This window comes from uncultured Eubacterium sp., assembly GCF_937958975.1.
Classification (GTDB): Bacteria; Bacillota; Clostridia; order Lachnospirales; family Lachnospiraceae; genus Eubacterium_G.
Window position 1 is genome coordinate 57,770 of sequence record NZ_CALGRE010000023.1, and the last position, 17,433, is coordinate 75,202.

General features: G+C 35.0%; 17 protein-coding genes. 2 read left to right on the forward strand and 15 right to left on the reverse strand.

Annotated features, from left to right (window positions below; genetic code table 11):
* Positions 1–121: 121 nt before the first annotated feature.
* From Q5O86_RS04185 to Q5O86_RS04195, 3 genes are all read right to left on the reverse strand, one after another.
* The gene (locus Q5O86_RS04185) at positions 122–1,012 is read right to left on the reverse strand and encodes a S1 RNA-binding domain-containing protein (RefSeq protein WP_302625893.1); all 891 of its coding nucleotides are present in this window, start codon (positions 1,010–1,012) and stop codon (positions 122–124) included.
* Positions 1,013–1,091: 79 nt separating this feature from the next.
* On the reverse strand, positions 1,092–1,796 hold the full coding sequence (locus Q5O86_RS04190) for an acyl-[acyl-carrier-protein] thioesterase (RefSeq protein ID WP_302625894.1): 705 nt from the start codon (positions 1,794–1,796) through the stop codon (positions 1,092–1,094).
* A 14-nt stretch (positions 1,797–1,810) separates the two neighbouring features.
* The gene (locus tag Q5O86_RS04195; protein ID WP_302625895.1) at positions 1,811–3,226 is read right to left on the reverse strand and encodes a L,D-transpeptidase family protein; all 1,416 of its coding nucleotides are present in this window, start codon (positions 3,224–3,226) and stop codon (positions 1,811–1,813) included.
* Positions 3,227–3,473: 247 nt separating this feature from the next.
* Here Q5O86_RS04195 and Q5O86_RS04200 point away from each other — a divergent pair, with 247 nt between their 5' ends.
* On the forward strand, positions 3,474–4,283 hold the full coding sequence (locus Q5O86_RS04200; protein ID WP_302625896.1) for a hypothetical protein: 810 nt from the start codon (positions 3,474–3,476) through the stop codon (positions 4,281–4,283).
* Positions 4,284–4,310: 27 nt separating this feature from the next.
* Positions 4,311–5,975 carry an MBL fold metallo-hydrolase gene (locus tag Q5O86_RS04205; protein WP_302625897.1) on the forward strand — a complete coding sequence of 555 codons (1,665 nt, stop codon included), beginning with the start codon at positions 4,311–4,313 and terminating at the stop codon, positions 5,973–5,975.
* A 66-nt stretch (positions 5,976–6,041) separates the two neighbouring features.
* Here Q5O86_RS04205 and Q5O86_RS04210 read toward each other — a convergent pair whose 3' ends face one another.
* The 12 genes from Q5O86_RS04210 to Q5O86_RS04265 all read right to left on the reverse strand — a co-directional run bounded on the left by Q5O86_RS04210 (position 6,042) and on the right by Q5O86_RS04265 (position 17,240).
* A complete protein-coding gene (locus Q5O86_RS04210) occupies positions 6,042–6,287 on the reverse strand; it encodes a cysteine-rich small domain-containing protein (RefSeq protein ID WP_302625898.1) in 246 nt (81 codons plus the stop codon).
* Complete coding sequence (locus tag Q5O86_RS04215; RefSeq protein WP_302625899.1) at positions 6,288–7,163, reverse strand: DegV family protein; 876 nt, start codon at positions 7,161–7,163, stop codon at positions 6,288–6,290. It lies immediately after the preceding gene.
* A gap of 80 nt (positions 7,164–7,243) precedes the next feature.
* Positions 7,244–8,131, reverse strand: a complete 888-nt coding sequence (locus Q5O86_RS04220) for a DegV family protein (protein WP_302625900.1) — start codon at positions 8,129–8,131, stop codon at positions 7,244–7,246.
* 119 nt (positions 8,132–8,250) lie between these two features.
* On the reverse strand, positions 8,251–8,607 hold the full coding sequence (locus Q5O86_RS04225) for a P-II family nitrogen regulator (RefSeq protein WP_302625901.1): 357 nt from the start codon (positions 8,605–8,607) through the stop codon (positions 8,251–8,253).
* Between the two features lie 35 nt (positions 8,608–8,642).
* A complete protein-coding gene (locus tag Q5O86_RS04230) occupies positions 8,643–9,899 on the reverse strand; it encodes an ammonium transporter (RefSeq protein ID WP_368074734.1) in 1,257 nt (418 codons plus the stop codon).
* A 177-nt stretch (positions 9,900–10,076) separates the two neighbouring features.
* Positions 10,077–11,234, reverse strand: a complete 1,158-nt coding sequence (locus Q5O86_RS04235) for an FprA family A-type flavoprotein (RefSeq protein WP_302625903.1) — start codon at positions 11,232–11,234, stop codon at positions 10,077–10,079.
* Positions 11,235–11,376: 142 nt separating this feature from the next.
* Positions 11,377–12,123: a hypothetical protein gene (locus Q5O86_RS04240; protein WP_302625904.1), complete on the reverse strand. Its 747-nt coding sequence runs from the start codon at positions 12,121–12,123 to the stop codon at positions 11,377–11,379.
* 134 nt (positions 12,124–12,257) lie between these two features.
* Entirely contained in the window at positions 12,258–12,824 is a 567-nt protein-coding gene (locus Q5O86_RS04245) for a chromate transporter (RefSeq protein ID WP_302625905.1), read from the reverse strand.
* Positions 12,821–13,375: a chromate transporter gene (locus Q5O86_RS04250; protein WP_302625906.1), complete on the reverse strand. Its 555-nt coding sequence runs from the start codon at positions 13,373–13,375 to the stop codon at positions 12,821–12,823. Before Q5O86_RS04250 ends, Q5O86_RS04245 begins: the two co-directional genes overlap by 4 nt.
* Before the next feature lie 34 nt (positions 13,376–13,409).
* Complete coding sequence (locus Q5O86_RS04255; RefSeq protein WP_302625907.1) at positions 13,410–15,356, reverse strand: leucine-rich repeat domain-containing protein; 1,947 nt, start codon at positions 15,354–15,356, stop codon at positions 13,410–13,412.
* Between the two features lie 178 nt (positions 15,357–15,534).
* The gene (locus tag Q5O86_RS04260; RefSeq protein WP_302625908.1) at positions 15,535–16,662 is read right to left on the reverse strand and encodes an alanine--glyoxylate aminotransferase family protein; all 1,128 of its coding nucleotides are present in this window, start codon (positions 16,660–16,662) and stop codon (positions 15,535–15,537) included.
* 17 nt (positions 16,663–16,679) lie between these two features.
* Entirely contained in the window at positions 16,680–17,240 is a 561-nt protein-coding gene (locus Q5O86_RS04265) for an ECF transporter S component (RefSeq protein ID WP_302625909.1), read from the reverse strand.
* Positions 17,241–17,433 lie beyond the last annotated feature (193 nt).

Sequence of the window (17,433 nt, forward strand, 5' to 3'; positions counted from 1 at the left end):
TAGAAATAGTTTTTTCTCTACCTCTTGTATGAAAATATAATAAATCACAATGACATAAATTACTATATTGTAAATATACAAAATAATAAAAAATCTTTGTTAAATTTGCATAGGGCATATGCTAATTGTTAAAAAATATGCTATTTTCACCAATGGTTATACGGTTTTCTTTGAGCAATCTGCCAATAGCCCGTTTAAATTCGCTCTTACTCATATTAAAATCTCTCTGAATGATTTCCGGTGATGCCTTATCTGTATATTCAATTCTTCCACCATGGCTATTTAAAAACTCAACTATTTTCTCCGCATCTTCCTCTATCTGCAGGTAGGATTTTTTTCTGAGAGACAAGTCCATTTTACCATCCGGCCTTATACTTTTCACTCTGGCTTCTATTGACATCCCTACATGAACTTTCATAGTCAATTCCTTCTGCTGAATTAGTCCATGATATTTGTTATCCACAGCAACAAAAGCTCCGTATTGAGGATTATAGTTGTATACAATTCCTGAAACAATATCATCCGGTTCGTGCGTTGAATTACATGCCAGATAATTATAAACTTTCATCGTAGCGCTGAGTCTGTTAGTTCTATCCACATATATCCCAACCAGAACCATATCTCCCTGCTTTATTTCCGTCGTCTGTTCCTTATATGGCAAAAACAATTCTTTTCCCAATCCCCATTCCAGAAAGGCACCAAACTTTGTAATCTGTGTTATCTTCAAATATGCTGTTTCCCCCACCTGCGCAACCGGACGTTCTGTTGTAGCAATAATTCGTTCCTCTGAATCCCTGCATATAAAAACCTGTACTTTATCACCTACCACCGTTCCCTCCGGCACTTCTTTTTTCGGCAAAAGAACTTTTTCCTCTGACGTTCCTAAGTAAACACCGTGTTCCGTAACTTTTACTACTTCCAAAGTCTGTACTTTTCCAAGGCTGATGGCCCCTGATTCCAACTCTTTTGATTCAATTTTCTTTTTTCCCATTCTATAATTCTTTTTTTCCATTTCCTTAATCCTTTTCATATGAAAAGCAGTCTGTGCAATGAACATTTTCTGATAGTCAAAATACACAAACCGCTTTACTTTACTGTATCAGTTTAATTTTTGTATGCAATTCTCCAGACTGACTTTCAAAACTTATACCCAAGCCATCCTGCTCCTCATATATATAAGGAATAATCATATCACCTTCTAAAGCTTCCTTATTATATACGATTTCTAATTCTCTATAATTCTTTACTTCGGGAAGATACTCCTCGGCAGCTCTTAAATAATTTGCATTATTCATATGACCGTTTCCATCAATATGAGAACGAAGAACTCTAAACTCCGGCATTTTTTTCTTATCACCATTGAATTTTATCTTTCTTGATACTTTTACATCATCAAAAATAATTTCCGGCAAATACATTCTTATGTCTTCTTCCTGTATTCTTACAGGTGTTCTCCTCTCTAACTCAATCAACGCCCACATTGCTTCTGCCTTTACCAGATAGTCACCTTTTTTATTTTTAATAAAATATTGTCTCTTGGCAGATACTTTACCAAAATCATTTGGCGCTGTACCGACACAAATTTCATCTCTCAAATTTAATTGTCCCAGAAACTTTATTTTATATGCAAGCACAACCCAGGCTCTGTTTACTGCCTTCATATATTCAACGCCAGCCCCTAATTCTTCTGACTGAAATGTACTACAGTCCTGTAAGTAATTCATTATCTCATAATATGGCACTTTGTTGTTTTTATCTAATCTGCTATAACTTACCCTCGTATTAAATGTGTACATATTAACTTTCCTGCCTATTCTGATACCACTGTTGTCTCTTCCGGTGTCTCTGGTGCTGTGGTTGTTTCCTCAACCTTTTCTACAATCACTTTTAGCTTCGCAGTTCTTGCCGTATAAGACCGTTTTTTATATTTTGCAGTATATGTCACTGTATAAACTCCCGGTTTGGAAGTATCCACTGCTCCAGTATACGTTACATTTTTCTTTATATTTAATGCAGTACCATTATATGTCTTTACAGACTTTACATAATTATACGGATAAAAGCTTTCTCCCTGCTTAATGGTCACTGTTGTTTTATTCAACAAAAATTTAACTCTTTGGTCATTGACCTTATATGTGACAGTTTTGGTACGCACCAGTTTATTTTTACCCTTAACTTTATATGTCACCTTATATGTTCCAATCTTAGTAAATGTTACTTTTCCCTTTGTAACCTTTACGCCCTTCTTTTTATATCTCACGGAAATCTTTATTTTAGAAGTAAGGCTTTTTCCTGAAACCATGCGGGCTTTCACTCCTGACTTTAGATTGACGGTGCTGCCCATTGCAATGTTTTTCTTTGATTTTGCTCCTGTTATTACCGGCTTTTTGCTGTCGACCACTTTAAATATAATCGTTTTCGTTTTTTTATTTCCAATAGAATCCTTTACAATAAACTTAACTTTATATTTGCCAAGCTTTTTTACATTGATTTTTCCTTTTACTTTAATACTTGCATTCTTTTTTGTAAGTACATTTCCAGCGCTATCCTTTATTGTAACCAAATCCAATGGTTTTACCTTTTTACCATACTCCACTTTTGTGCTGTCTACTGTAATATTTGGTTCTGCTTTTCTATATGGATTATTAGGGTCAGGATCCGTAGGGTCCCAATCTGTGAATTTTCCATTATTTATTGGTGTAAATGAAGGCCTCTTTATTGGGTCATCACTCTTGTCTCCCCAGAATATAACTATCTTTGTTCCCACGGCACAGTGGTCATAAATCCATTTTGCATCTTTACACAAAAGTCTTACACATCCATGAGAAGCTTTTTGTCCCATTACATTATAAGCAGCTACAGACATTGTAGACTTATCTCCATTTTTGTAGTACCACACGGAATGAAATAAAATTCCTGTCGTAATTCTTGTGCAATACTGCGCATAGCAGTTTCCAATCATTTCATGCCATCTGTATTTTACCGGCACATAAAATGTTCCTGTCGGTGTCTCTGAACTTGGAGAACAAATCATGGCTTTAATTGCCTTTCCTTTTCCATTATAAATTGTTGTACAATTTGTTCCAAGATTTACTTTTATTGTATATTCTGTGCTTTCCTTTGCATTAACTTGCGTTGACTCATTCACTGGTACAAACCCTGCTAACACACTGGCAATCATCGTAATAATCATAAGTATTGAAATGCTTTTTTTGAATATTTTCATTATGTATTCTCCTTTCAAAAATTGAGATAAACTTTATTATACTATTAATCTTTTCAATTTACAAATTAATTATATAGCATTTTTGTTGCTTTTTTGTATCTGATTCATATATAATTCTATTGATAGAATTAAGGCTTGTTCTATATGTTAATCATTCATATGGTAAATATTTTTTTATTTTTAATTATTTACCATTCTTTTTTTATTTTATTGTTTTTTTTGTTGAATATACTATTACGGAGGATATATGCAAAAATCAAATTTTAAACTTTATTTTATTTTATTGGCAATCGGTTTTATACTAATCTGCCTCGATGTAGATGTGAAAACAAATATTTCATATCCCCAAAAATATGCTAACACAAATGCTGTTACAGGAGAATTTCAATATTACAATATTTCATCACTTTATGGTGCTACATGTAATTATAAACTAATTGATACCACAAGCAGTAACAATTCAGAACAGACAAACACTGCCGAGCAGTCAACGAATGCCCAGACTGCTACAGAAATAAAAGTCATTGACAAAGTTTTTTTTGACAATATCCATATAGATATTTTTAATGATTTTGTTGGTCTTATTCTTATTTTAATTGCATGTATTAAACTTAGAGCCGCAAATCGTTGTTTTAAGTTTGGCGCCCTGTCCGCATTTTGTGGTATTATCCTGCACATGTTTATAACATTACTGCCTTTTATAGTAAACGGCTTACTTTTATGTAATATAGCAATGGTAATGGGATTATCATATCTTGCAAGCAATGTTTTGACCTCGTTTTTCTTTACAAACGGTCTATTTAAAATGTGTCCACAGGTATGCTGTAGAGATGAAAGGAAATGGGGAAAAATGACATGGTTTGTTTCATTCACGCTTCAAATCTTAGTCACCTTTATTTTCTGGTTAGGTTCAGATTTCCATGCTTTATATACTCTGGGCATAGTCTTTGAGACAGTTCTTATTATAGACATAATTGGCTTTTGGATGATTATGAGAAGGACCCTGCCTTATTTAGAAAAGTCTTATCATAATTCAATTGAAACAACACACTCATAAAACAATTTGGGAAAGAAGATGTTAACAATGAAGAAATTACTAAAAACTACAATAAAAATTTTATTTGTTTCCTGTTTTATTTTTGGTATAGCATTTTTTTCTAAAATTGATGCGTATGCCGGTGAAATGACAATGCACTCTATATACATCGGTAGAGGGGATGCTATTTTAATTCAGAGCAATGGACATTATATGCTAGTTGATTCCGGAACAAATGCAGGTGTTCCGCTTCTTATGGATTACTTATCCAAACTAGATATTCCGGATAACAAAATTGATTATGTTGTATCGACCCATCCTGACGGAGACCATGTTGGAGGGTTTTCGGAAGTTTTTGACAAATATGATATTGGTCAAGTAATTTATTCACCATGCACGAAAGCTTCTGCAACCTACACAGATTTTATAAAATATGTAAAAAAAGAAGGGTGTCCCTTCAAAAATCCTGTGGAAGGCGAGTCATGGAAATTAGGAGATGCAACAGTTTCCGTAATTTATGACGGTTCTCTGGGTTCCACCTATAATGAATGTAGTATTGTTCTAAAAGTTACATGTGACAATAAATCTATTCTTTTGACAGGTGACCTTCCATCAACAATGGAACATTTATTGATGGACAAGGGTTACAATTTTAAGGCAGATATTCTTAAAGTAGGACATCACGGCGCCGCTGCGTCCTCCTGCGCTTCTTTTTTGGATGCGGTAGATGCCGACTATGCCGTTGTATCCTGCTCAAGAAAGTCTACCTCCGTATTTCCAAAGCCTTCCGTATTAAAAAGACTTGCACGAAGGTTTGTAAAAACGTATCGAACTACTGATGATGATGTGGTAATAACATGTAAAGACGGAAAAATCACAACAAAAAACAAAGAGCATAATGGATACTTTTCAATTAGAAGAGGTAAAATAACTCTCAGCAATAATGTTTTTTACGCTGGTAAAAAGGCTATTAAGCCCACTGTCTCATTATATGTCAACGGAGTTCTTGTTCCTTCGTCCCAGTACAAAGTGACTTACTCATCCAATAATCATACAGGTTTTGGGAAAGTAAAACTCAAGGCGAATGAAGTAAAATATGTCAGCACCTGCAGCACTACTTTTATGATACGACCACAAAAAGAAACACTAAACGGGACCGTGTCAAAATATAACAATATTAACCTCTCATGGTCAAAACAGAGCTTTGCTACAGGTTATACAATCAAATACTCCACCGATAAATATTTTAAAAAAAATGTTAAATATGTAACAATAAAAAGACCGGAAAAAATAGCGAGAACCCTTTCCAATCTTCGTTTTAACAAAACCTATTATATAAAAATAAGGGCATATAAAAGTAATATTGGAAACGGTAAATGGAGTAATAGAATAAAAATAAAAACAAAACCTGCTCCCGTTCCGGCAAAACAAAAAATCAGTCAATGCATTGTGAATCCAACCGGAAATGTAAAGCTCAAATGGACAAAACAATCCTCAAAATATAATGCCGGTTATAGAGTTCAATACTCGACAGATAAGAAATTTAAAAATAAAAAGAAGACTAAAACAGTAACTTATAAAAGTGTTTCTAAATATTATAGAACACTCAAAAACCTCAAAAATAATTCCACCTATTTTATCCGCATTCAGGGATATAACAAATATGGTGATGGTAAATGGAGCAAAATAAAATCAGTTAAAATACAGCGATAAAAATAAGGAGTATGCCTAATATATAAAAAGTTCTCTTTGTAAAACTTCTATATTAGACATACTCCCTTATTTTTTCTCACAAGCTGTTTTTAATTTATCCGTAACTTTATCATAATTACCTTTCATATGGGGAAATGTGCAATTTGTACAATCTTTTATTCCATTATCAAGATAGCTATAATTCCCACCGCAACTGTCACCTAAAAAATATAGTGGACAATAACAGAATAGGCAATTAAATTCTTCTTTTTTAATGACTTTATGGCAGGGAAAAAATTCACATTCCTTATTTTGAAAAAAACGGTAACTCATCTACTTATCACGGAGTATTACGCTGACTCCGATTCCTACTGCATCCGGTCCCGTATGACAACAGATACTAAAAGACAATGGGTCATAATAAATATCTGAAATATCGCTAAATCGCTCTTTCACCTGATTGTACCAATCCTCGGCTGCTTCCTGTGTCTGAAAGGTTCCTGCCGCTCCGATTCTGATTTTTGCAATATCATTTGTTTCCAACATTTTTTTAACATAAGTTTCCGTATAATCTAAAAGTCTGGCAACACTTTTTTTCATGCCCCTTACTTTTTCAATTGCATCAAACTTCTCTCCTACCGTTGTAAGAATCGGTTTAATATTTAGAACTGTTCCAAGTGCTGCTGCCGTAGGAGTAATTCTTCCTCCTCTTTTCAAGTATTTTAAATCATCTACTGCTAGATAAATTACAGAATTATATGCATTTTTTTCTAAGGCTTCTTTAATTTCTTTCGCCGATGCCCCCTTGTCTGCCATCCATTTTGCATCTAACACTGACTGACGCATTGTAACAGATATTCTGTGGTCGTCTACCACCTGGACTTTTCCATCATATTCCTCTGCAAGCTGTATTGCCGCATGGCATGATGCACTAAGTCCACTGGACATTGGAATATATACCACCTCATCATATCCCTGATTAAAAAGTTCATCCCATGCATCCATAACATCTCCGGGCGAAGGCTGTGAAGATGTCACGTCCTTTCCGGAAATCATATCAGCATAAAATGTTTTCTCATCAATATCCTTACCTTCAAAAAATACATTTCCGTCAATAATAACCGGCATGGATAGAGAATATACCCCAAGTTTTTTCCCTTCTTCCGGCTTAATACCACTATTACTGTCGGTCATAACTGCTGTTTTCATCTATTCAATCCTTTCCTGTCTGCAAGCAATTGTATTGTCATGCATAACTCATATATTTCTTATGTTTTAAAAAGCAAAAATCAGTCCACTCTCTCACTTCCCCAGAAGAATAATGCAACTGTTCCGGGGCCTGTATGACTTCCTATCGTTGTTCCGATATTATTTATTACAACGCTACCGTTTAACTTAGGAAACTTTTCTTCTACCAATTTTGCCACTGCCTCCGCATCCTCATAGCATGCAGATTGTGAAATATAGCATTTTCCGGAATAATCATATCCGTCTTCTGCAAATTCTTCCATCCTTGCAACAATGGCTTTGATAACCTTTTTCTTACCTTTTATTTTTGCTCTTGGTATTAGCTTTCCCAAATTATCCACATTTAATAACGGACAGATACCAAGTATTCCACCTACAATTCCTGCGGTCTTTGAAACTCTTCCACCTTTAATATAAAAGGTTAAATCTGTAGAGAAAAACCAATGATGAAGTTTTTTCTTATTTTCCTCAGTCCATTGATATAAATCCTCCAAAGACATTCCCTCATCTCTCAAATCTGCCAATTTATCCATAAGAAGTCCAAAACCGGAAGATGCGGCTAATGAATCCACAATATAAATCTTTCTATCCGGATATTCTTCCTCGAGATTCGCTTTTGCAATCATTGCTGAGTTAATAGAGCCTGAAATCCCGGAAGACAGGCAAAGATGCAGAATATCTTTTCCCGTCTCCATATATTTTCTAAAATGCGCCTCATATTCTTCCGCATTCACCTGTGAAGTCTTTGTCTCTGCACCATCTACCATTGCCTGGTAAAATTTATCAAAAGGTATTGTTTTGCCCAAATCATCCGGATGGACAACACCATCTAATTCATAATGAAAACAAACATATTTAATGTTTCTTTGTTCAAAATGCTCTGCCGATAAATCAGCCGTTGAGCAGCAGCTAATCACATACTCACTCATTATTATGCTCCTTTCTAAAAAACATTTTAGTCAAAATCGCACGCATTTGAATTATAACATCAATATAATTAATAGGCAAGAAGTGGAAATGTGATAAAAACATTCAGTCTTTTAATTTTTTATTCCTGTTGCTGTATTGCATCATAACCGGTCTCACCGGTACGAATTTTGTCTGCGCTTCTCACTTCATAACTAAAGATTTTCCCGTCACCATACTCTCCGGTATAGGCGGCTTTTTTTATTGCTTCTATCGTTTTATCCGCCCATTCCTCGGAGGATACAACAATTTCAAATTTAATCTTAGGCTGCATCTGTATATCTACTTCCATGCCACGCACAACTTCCTTATATCCCCGCTGAATACCATACCCCATCACCTGGGAAACCGTCAGACCATTTACTTTTATCTCAGCCAAAGCATCTTTTACATCCTCAAACTTTTCTTCTCTTACGATTGCATCTATTTTAATCATCATATTAATTTACCTCCAAAACACGCATTTTATTCATACTACTGGTCCATTCCATTAAAACTTGGATATGCGCTTTCTCCATGCTGTGAAATATCAAGACCGATTTGTTCTTCTCTCAGCGTTACTCTCAATGGAGTAAATATTCTTACAATTCCAACACAAATTAACGTTCCTGCTACAGCAATCACAATTGTAACAAGTATTCCTTCTACCTGTGCAGCAAACAAACGCCAGTCACCAAATATGAGTCCATCCCATTTTGCAACACTATTAATGGAACTTTTTCCAAATATACCTGTAGCAATTCCACCCCAGATACCTCCAATGCCATGACAGCCAAACGCATCCAATGCGTCATCGATTTTAATTTTCTTTTTGACTAATATCACACCATAGTAGCATATCGGACTAACCAATGCTCCGATAATAAATGATGACCACATCGGAACAAAACCTGCTCCCGGTGTGATTGCCACAAGGCCAAGTACAAGACCTGTAGACGCACCCACCAAAGTCGTTTTTTTATTATTGATAACATCAAGAAGCATCCATGACAATAATGCTGACGCCGAAGATATTGCTGAAGTCATAAACGCATGTGCGGCGAGTCCATTTGCTCCAAGAGCACTTCCTGCGTTAAATCCAAACCAGCCAAACCAAAGAATACTGGCTCCCAGTACCACGAATGGTATATTGTGAATACGATACGTTACGCGCTCATATCCCCGTCTTCTTCCAAGAATAATAGCAAGAACCAATGCACTTACACCAGAGCTGATATGTACAACATCACCACCGGCAAAATCTACAGAACCTATCTCTGCCAAAAATCCACCTTCACCCCATACCATATGTGCCAACGGATAGTATACGACAATTGACCAGAGTGCAATAAATATAAATAACGCCTTAAATTTCATTCTGCCTACAAGCGCTCCAGTAATCAACGCCGGTGTAATCATTGCAAACATCATCTGAAATGCACAAAATACTAAATGAGGAATTGTATCCGCATAAGGTCCTGCCTCCATTCCTACACCTTCTAATCCAAACCACCTGAAGTCTCCTATAATCCCTGCATGATTTCCTCCAAATGCCAATGAATAACCAAATAATGCCCACATAACTACAGACAATCCCATAATCGCTACGCATGCCATCATTGTACTGACAACATTTTTTCTTCTGACAAGTCCTCCATAAAAAAATGCAAGTCCCGGTGTCATAAAAAATACCAGAGCTGCACAAATAATCATAAAACCTGTGTCTCCTGTGTTCATAACAAATACCTCCATCCCATATACTTTACTTTTTCTCAGTCCTCATTATGATTTATAAATATCATAACCAAAAAAGGACGACCGAAATACGTTTTGTATCTCGAACGTCCTTGTTCATTTACAAAGTTTACCACTTTTCCCTAATAAAAACAAGCTCCGTTTTAATATTTTAAGGATTTAATGCCATTAAACTTAATTAACTAATATTTCCGCTAACTCATTCATCTGTTCCACATTCTCAGGTTTCATGGAAGACTTGATTGTGATAACCGGCTCTACAAGTTGAATTTCTTTCATTCCTTCCAGCCCTGCCTTTATTGTTCTTGCCGCTGTTGGTGCCCAAGAACCATTTTCTATTATGGCTACAGTTCTCTTCTGGTAATTTTTTATTTTTAAATGATGTAAAAACTTCTCCATTGGCGGGAACACCCCTGCATCATAGGAAGATGCTGCGAGAACTAATCTGTCATACCGGAACGCATCTTCCACCGCCTCGTGCATATCTTCTCTACACAGGTCTGCAATTGCCACTTTTTCGCATCCTTTTTCTTCTAATATTTGTTTTAACTTTTCCGCCGCATGCGCTGTATTTCCATGAATAGAGGCATGTGCAATAAACACACCTTTATCTTCCGGTTCATACTTACTCCATATATCGTATTTTTCAATATAATATTCCAAATTATCCGTTAATACCGGACCATGAAGCGGGCAAATTGTCTGAATATCAAACGCAGCCGCCTTTTTTAACAACATTTGTACCTGCATGCCATACTTTCCTACGATATTAAAATAATATCTTCTTGCCTCACAGGTCCAATCCTCGTCTGCATCTCTTGTTCCAAACTTTCCAAAACCATCCGCACTGAATAAAACCTTTTCTGAGCTTTCGTATGTCACCATAACTTCCGGCCAATGTACCATCGGTGCCATAATAAACGTAAGCGTATGCGAGCCCAGTTTCAAGGTATCGCCCTCAGATACAACAATTTGTTTTTCTTCTATATCCATATCAAAAAACTGCTTCATCATTGGAAAAGTTTTTGCGTTACCGACAATTTTCATTTCCGGAAATTTCTCTATAAGCGCAGCCAGGCTTCCCGAATGGTCCGGTTCCATATGCTGAACAACAACATAATCCACGACTCTGCCTGCAAGCGCCTCATCTAAATTTTTAAGCCATTCTTCTGTTGCCCTTCCATCAACCGTATCCATCACTGCAACCTTGTCATCCAGAATAACATAAGAATTATATGCCATTCCTTTCTCCAACATATACTGACTCTCAAATAATGTTAAATCATAATCATTCACGCCTACATTAATGATTGTATTTGTAACTTTTTCCATAGCACTTTTGACTCCTTTCAATACTCCATATTTTTCTTCTGTAAAAAATTTACATTCCTGTGAGAGTATAGCACACATAACAAAAAAATAACACCCCTTGTATTTAGGGCTAATGCCTAATACACAAGGGGTAAAATATATTCTAAATACTATGTTCTTTAACCATCTTTACAATATCACTATTTACTTCCATAATCCTCTTATCAGATTCCATCTCACTAATAGACATCCAATAAAATTTTTTCCCATCTATCACAAACGTATCCTCTTTTAATTTTTGTGCAAATTTATCTATGATACATTTATAAAAAGTGTGTAAATAACATTTATCTCTTCCTGCACTTACGGAGTATTTTGTATGAACTCTATCAAATACAAACGCACAATGAATATCTTCTTCTTCAACTTTTAAATCCATTCCTATATTATTCACTATATTTTTCAGATTATCTTCGTATGTTTCGTATGTCTTATAATTTAAAAAAAGTTTACATTTCCATCTGGAGTCATAATATACAAGAAACTTATTGGGTTTATCTTCAAAAGTATTCTTTATCAGAATAATAGAATGTGGATTTTCTCTCATTAAATTTTCCTCCTGTATACATTGAAACAATATGTCTTTGTCAAATGGATTTTTAATATTCTTATATGTATTATATACACCATATAAAGTATATATTATTGTCAAACATAAGACAACTAACATTGTAATTTGCATAACTTTTCCATATTTAGAGTCATCCAAAAACATTATCGTTATAATAAGTGCAATTCCCGCTATTATCTTATCAATATCTGAACGCCAATCCTTCCTTATTTGTTCTTTATATTCTGACAATAATAGTTTTAATGTCTCTTCCCTTATTGATATTACTTTGTTTTCCATCTCATCCCTCAATCTTTTCTTTTGATTTATTTAATTATATCATTACTCTAAATCCTCAGTCAACTTATTATAATATCATTAAAAACCAGACAATAAAATCAATAACTCTTTTTTTCATTATAATTTGTCAGACCTTACAAATGAAAACCATATCCTACAGCAATTCCTATCACTGCGGATATACAAATAATAATTATTGGATGTTTTTTCTTTAATGCCAGAACTATCATAAGTACAAAAATTATTAACGAAAGATAAATTTCTATATGATAAAATCTGTTAAAACTGACTCCATCCGGAAAGAAAACTGTAATCCCTACAGAAATAACCGCTGCCCCAATCAGTCCAATCACAGCAGGCTTTAATCCTGACATGCAACCGCTTACAATAGAACTGTTTTTAAACTTCAAATAAAATCTTGCCACAATTAAAATAATAATGAACGATGGCAAAACTACCCCGAATGTAGCGCAAAATGCTCCCGGCAGATTCCCTGTTTCCATTCCTATATATGTGGAAATATTTATTGCAAAAGGTCCCGGTGTGCTTTCACTGACAGCAATAAAATCAACCAACTCTTTATTCGTTATCCATCCGTGATTTTCCACCTGCTCCTGAATCAGTGGCAGCATTGCATATCCACCGCCAAATGTAAATAAGCCTATTTCAAAAAAAGTAATTAAAAGTTCTAACAAAATCATTTATCTTCCCTCCCAATTACTTTAGAGGAGACAAGTCCTATTATTGCACATGCTACTATGACAAATAACACATTAATGTCAAACACTGCAACTGCCACAAAAGCTAAAAACATAATAAAATATGAAATACCACTCTTAGGACATTGTTTATACATATTTATCATTGCTTTTGCAATCAATGCCAGCACTCCTGCCCGGATTCCCATAAACGCATATCGCACTGCTTTCAAATGTTGAAATTCTTTTATAACAAATGAGATGATAACAATGACAAGAAACGAAGGAATTACCACTCCAATAGTTGCACAAAAGCTTCCTAGTGTTCCACAAATTCTATAGCCGACAAATGTGGCTATATTAATTGCTATAGGCCCCGGAGTAGACTCTGATATGGCAACCATCTCTAAAATTTCTTCATCTGTTATCCACTTATGATTTTCCACCATTTCCTTTTGAATCAACGGTATCATTGCGTACCCTCCGCCAAAAGTGAATAACCCAATCTTAAAAAAAGTCCAAAAAATTTCTAGTGCAGTTTTCTTTCTATTCATAACAAAACATACTTTCTCTTATTTAAAAAATAGTTTATCCCAGTTTTGAATATTTAATCCGACAAACATTTTTTATCTGTATCTCGCTTGTATTATCCGGATTCCCACAGTATAATCCGGAACCTGACTCAAACACAAAATATAAATATCCCTTACTCATAACAATTCCCTCTAACATTGATGGCAACATCTTCGTTGCTGCCGGTTTCCCCAGACTTCGACTGGATTTTATCTTCACCGAATATGTTATAAGCGAAGAATTGTTTAACCTTCCATAAGACTTTGCGAAAATAAATCTCCGTTTCGTGCTGGTAACTTTTTGTACTGAAAGTCCCTGTATATTCTCTGGAATAGAATAACTATACTTTTTTGTAAATACAAGTTTCTTTTTCTTAACGGTAACCTTATACCCCTGCATTGAGCCATTATAAGAGACCGTACTACTTCCGGACCAAAAATATGTACCGTCAAACGCCGCAAAATCTGACTGTCCCGATAAATTTATCTGATAATTATATTTTATCATTTTGCCTGACTTTATTTTTTTTAACCTGGAATAACTAATCACTGCGGCATAATCTACAGACGGAGTATTATTCAGACTCACAACCAATCTTTTCTTTACGTTTGTCACTGCACCAACATGATCTCTTGAGGGCAGAACAACTCTCTTCACATATGCGCCGGTAGACTTATTATATATCAGTAGCATAGAATTTTTGCTCAGGTTTTTATGGTACATGGATATTACAAGATACTTCCCAATAATACAATTCCCCTGAGGCACATAATCCTTTAAATATTTTAACTTATACTTATTCTTATCCGTTGTTTTTATCAGATTCGTAAACCGCTTATATATGATTTGATTTTGTTCCCTTCTTTTCTTTTCTGAACTCGTATACTCCCACTTGAATTTGTTTTTTCTAGCATATGCTTTCCCCGTAGAATTTGCATAAACCTGAAAAATTAATTTGCTGTCTCCGGAAAAAGCTCCGGTGCCAATTGTTTTTACAGTCTTTCGAAGCACAAAACTTCCAAGGCTAATACACTTTTTAAAAGCATAGGACCCTATTGTTGTCATTTTTTTCGATGTGGTCACTTTTGTCAGTGAAGTGCAGGAATTAAAAGCCGATTTTTTTACATTCGTAACAGTATCCGGCAGCGAAATAGATTTCAATGCCGTACACTTATAAAATGCCTGACTCCCAATTGTCTTCACACCTGAATATAATGTGATTTTTGAAACACTATTTGCAGACTTTAAAATCCCATCCGGTATATATGTAAATCCTGAGGCAAACACTACCGTTTTAGTCTTCCCCTCTGTTCCTAATATCGTATCTCCTTTCGTTACAGTTGCCGGAATCGTAAGTGTTTTTACAGATGTACATCTTGCCAGTGCCTTGTATCCGATTGTCTTTAGTCCCTTAGGTAATGTTATTTCAGTCATTTCTCTACAATCTTTAAACGCGTAATCGCCAATCTCTATCAGCTTACTTTTTTTTCCAAATCGTACACTCTTAATATTTTTATATCCATCAAACACATAATCATCAATTTTTTTTATCTCTGCCGGAATTATAAGGTTTACGTTTTCGTTATCTTCTTTTTCTCCTAAATACTCTATTAGGATACCATTTTTTACTTTATATACTTCATCTATAATTTCATAATCCGGCGTTGTCGGCTCCTCTGTCGTTGGCTCCTCCGTAATCGGTTCCCCTGAAGTCGGCTCTTCTGTTGCCGGTTCATTACCAGTTGTCTCTTCGCTCTCAAAAGATGATGTCTCAAGTGCTTTCTTTGTATTTTCTTCCTCTGCCGTTCTTATTGTTCCCGCAGTTATATTTCTCTCAGATATTACCCCCTCTGAATTATTATCTGCTGCTGAAACTTTCCTCTCATATCCACCAAATATTGCAGTAACAATAATAGTTGCCACCAATAATATTGATATTATTTTTGTAAATTCTTTTCTCATTTTGCCCTCGTATTTGTCAATTGCTTATCTTATTACTATTCTTCTCCATAATAATAACTGTCAATTTTGATACTATCTTGTGCTTAGGTAATTCTATCATATTTTTGTAATAAATTGAAAAATTTTCCTTTATATTATGTAAAAAGCTGTTCACGAAACCGTGTACAGCCTTTTATAATTATACATATTTAATAAATGTTTCTTTCATATCTGCCTTCAACAATACCCCTAATTCCTTCAGCGTATCATGTAATGCTCCCATCGTTTCTTTCATATCCTGAACATTTGCATTCGTTCCCATATGACCAATCCGTATTACCCGGTTAGACAACTCACCAAATGAACCCGCCAACATAATTCCATGTTTATTTTTCATTATATCTAAAATCTCATTTGCAGACGTACCAACCGGCACATCAAATACAGTAACTGTATTAGAAAATCCTGAATCAAGGTGCAGCTTCAGTCCACATTCAACAATCGTCTTTCGACATGCCTCACCGATTGTTCTATGTCTATGAATCATTTCATTATCTTTTTCAATATTGTCAAAAGCCACTCTCAAACCATATATATCGCTAATTGGCATAGTGTAAGGAAACCACTTTGCCTCATAGTAACCTTCAAATATCTTTAAATTCGCATAAAAAGATGCTATTGGTGTTTTTCTCTCTCTCATTGCTTTCTTTGCATCTTCGCTCACAACCACGAATGTGAGTCCCGGCGGCGCTGAAACCGCTTTTTGCGAACCACCACATAATATATCAATCTGAAATTCATCCACTTTTACTTCTTCACCAAACATTGCCGACACAGAGTCTACAATTGTCATGATTCCATATTTTTTTAATATTGGACATATTTTTGATATATCATTTAACATACCACTCGGTGTGTCGCAATGAACAACCGTTGCATACTTATAATTATGTTTTTTTGATAAATATGCATCGAGCTGCTCCGCATTAATTGAGTTTTTGTAATCTACTGTATATAATTCCGGTTCACCACCATACATTGAAACAAAGTCAGCAAATCCTTTTCCATAAATGCCATTATCTAAAACCAATACTTTATCTCCAGGTTCTGTTAAAGAAGCACAGGCTGCTTCAAGCCCAAGAATCCCTTCTCCGTCAAGAATGAATGTCTCATTTTTCGTTCCGAGCAAATCACTAATATGCTCACAAGTTTCCTTATAAAAATCTACAAAGCTCTCATCCAAATCCGGATTTGTACATTCAAGGCTTCTTGCCATACGGACGTTTTCTTTTACCTGAGTGGGTCCCGGTGTCATTATTTTATACATGAATTTATCCTCCGCTTCTAGTTTAACATTAAAATTCTTGTTGCCTTCTTTAAAGGTTCAATAATAATCAAAACAATAATAGCTGCAACTCCAACCTGAATCATATTTCCAGGAATCGATGTAAATGGCACAATCCAGTTTCCATATATAATAACCTCTGCAAAATAATATCCCACTATTTTAATGGTCAGCGCAAGTAACATCGCAATTACACACCAGCCAAATCCATTTTTCTTTTTTGTAATCATTCCTACCACAAACCCCATAGTTCCGGCAATAATCAAAGTAAATGGCGCCCAAATTGCCCAAGGTGATAATAAATCAAATAACGCCATTCCGATACCTCCCGCAGCCATACCTGTTTTCTTGCCAAATAATATAGCAAATATAAACAATGGCACATTTCCCAGATGAACGAGTCCTCCATTTGGCGCAAATGGAAGCGTAATATTGACAAACGCTGTAAATACATATACCAATGCAATTGCAATAGATGAAATTGTAATATTAATAACTGTTTCTTTATTTAATGTTCTTTCCAAATTACCATTCACTTCTGCTGTTTTTTCCTGTTTCATATTGTCTCTCCTTTTCATATTTTTCCTGTTCATTGGTTTATTATAATCACATTCTGGTATCTGCAATATATCCATTTTTCAAATTATTTATAATACCAATTTTGCGTGTAATTACCTAAAGTAACTTCCGTTACATATAATCACAAAAAGCAGGTTTATCTAATCTGATAAAACCTGCTTTCTGTAATAAAAA

Excerpts from the sequence above, each read along its gene's own strand:
- Q5O86_RS04225 (WP_302625901.1), bottom strand. The coding sequence starts at position 8,607 with ATGATGATTAAAATAGATGCAATCGTAAGAGAAGAAAAGTTTGAGGAT.
- Q5O86_RS04195 (WP_302625895.1), bottom strand. The coding sequence starts at position 3,226 with ATGAAAATATTCAAAAAAAGCATTTCAATACTTATGATTATTACGATG.
- Q5O86_RS04260 (WP_302625908.1), bottom strand. The coding sequence starts at position 16,662 with ATGTATAAAATAATGACACCGGGACCCACTCAGGTAAAAGAAAACGTC.
- Q5O86_RS04185 (WP_302625893.1), bottom strand. The coding sequence starts at position 1,012 with ATGGAAAAAAAGAATTATAGAATGGGAAAAAAGAAAATTGAATCAAAA.
- Q5O86_RS04250 (WP_302625906.1), bottom strand. The coding sequence starts at position 13,375 with ATGAATAGAAAGAAAACTGCACTAGAAATTTTTTGGACTTTTTTTAAG.
- Q5O86_RS04190 (WP_302625894.1), bottom strand. The coding sequence starts at position 1,796 with ATGTACACATTTAATACGAGGGTAAGTTATAGCAGATTAGATAAAAAC.
- Q5O86_RS04230 (WP_368074734.1), bottom strand. The coding sequence starts at position 9,899 with ATGGAGGTATTTGTTATGAACACAGGAGACACAGGTTTTATGATTATT.
- Q5O86_RS04220 (WP_302625900.1), bottom strand. The coding sequence starts at position 8,131 with ATGAGTGAGTATGTGATTAGCTGCTGCTCAACGGCTGATTTATCGGCA.
- Q5O86_RS04215 (WP_302625899.1), bottom strand. The coding sequence starts at position 7,163 with ATGAAAACAGCAGTTATGACCGACAGTAATAGTGGTATTAAGCCGGAA.
- Q5O86_RS04265 (WP_302625909.1), bottom strand. The coding sequence starts at position 17,240 with ATGAAACAGGAAAAAACAGCAGAAGTGAATGGTAATTTGGAAAGAACA.
- Q5O86_RS04240 (WP_302625904.1), bottom strand. The coding sequence starts at position 12,123 with ATGGAAAACAAAGTAATATCAATAAGGGAAGAGACATTAAAACTATTA.
- Q5O86_RS04205 (WP_302625897.1), top strand. The coding sequence starts at position 4,311 with ATGAAGAAATTACTAAAAACTACAATAAAAATTTTATTTGTTTCCTGT.
- Q5O86_RS04200 (WP_302625896.1), top strand. The coding sequence starts at position 3,474 with ATGCAAAAATCAAATTTTAAACTTTATTTTATTTTATTGGCAATCGGT.
- Q5O86_RS04235 (WP_302625903.1), bottom strand. The coding sequence starts at position 11,234 with ATGGAAAAAGTTACAAATACAATCATTAATGTAGGCGTGAATGATTAT.
- Q5O86_RS04210 (WP_302625898.1), bottom strand. The coding sequence starts at position 6,287 with ATGAGTTACCGTTTTTTTCAAAATAAGGAATGTGAATTTTTTCCCTGC.
- Q5O86_RS04245 (WP_302625905.1), bottom strand. The coding sequence starts at position 12,824 with ATGATTTTGTTAGAACTTTTAATTACTTTTTTTGAAATAGGCTTATTT.
- Q5O86_RS04255 (WP_302625907.1), bottom strand. The coding sequence starts at position 15,356 with ATGAGAAAAGAATTTACAAAAATAATATCAATATTATTGGTGGCAACT.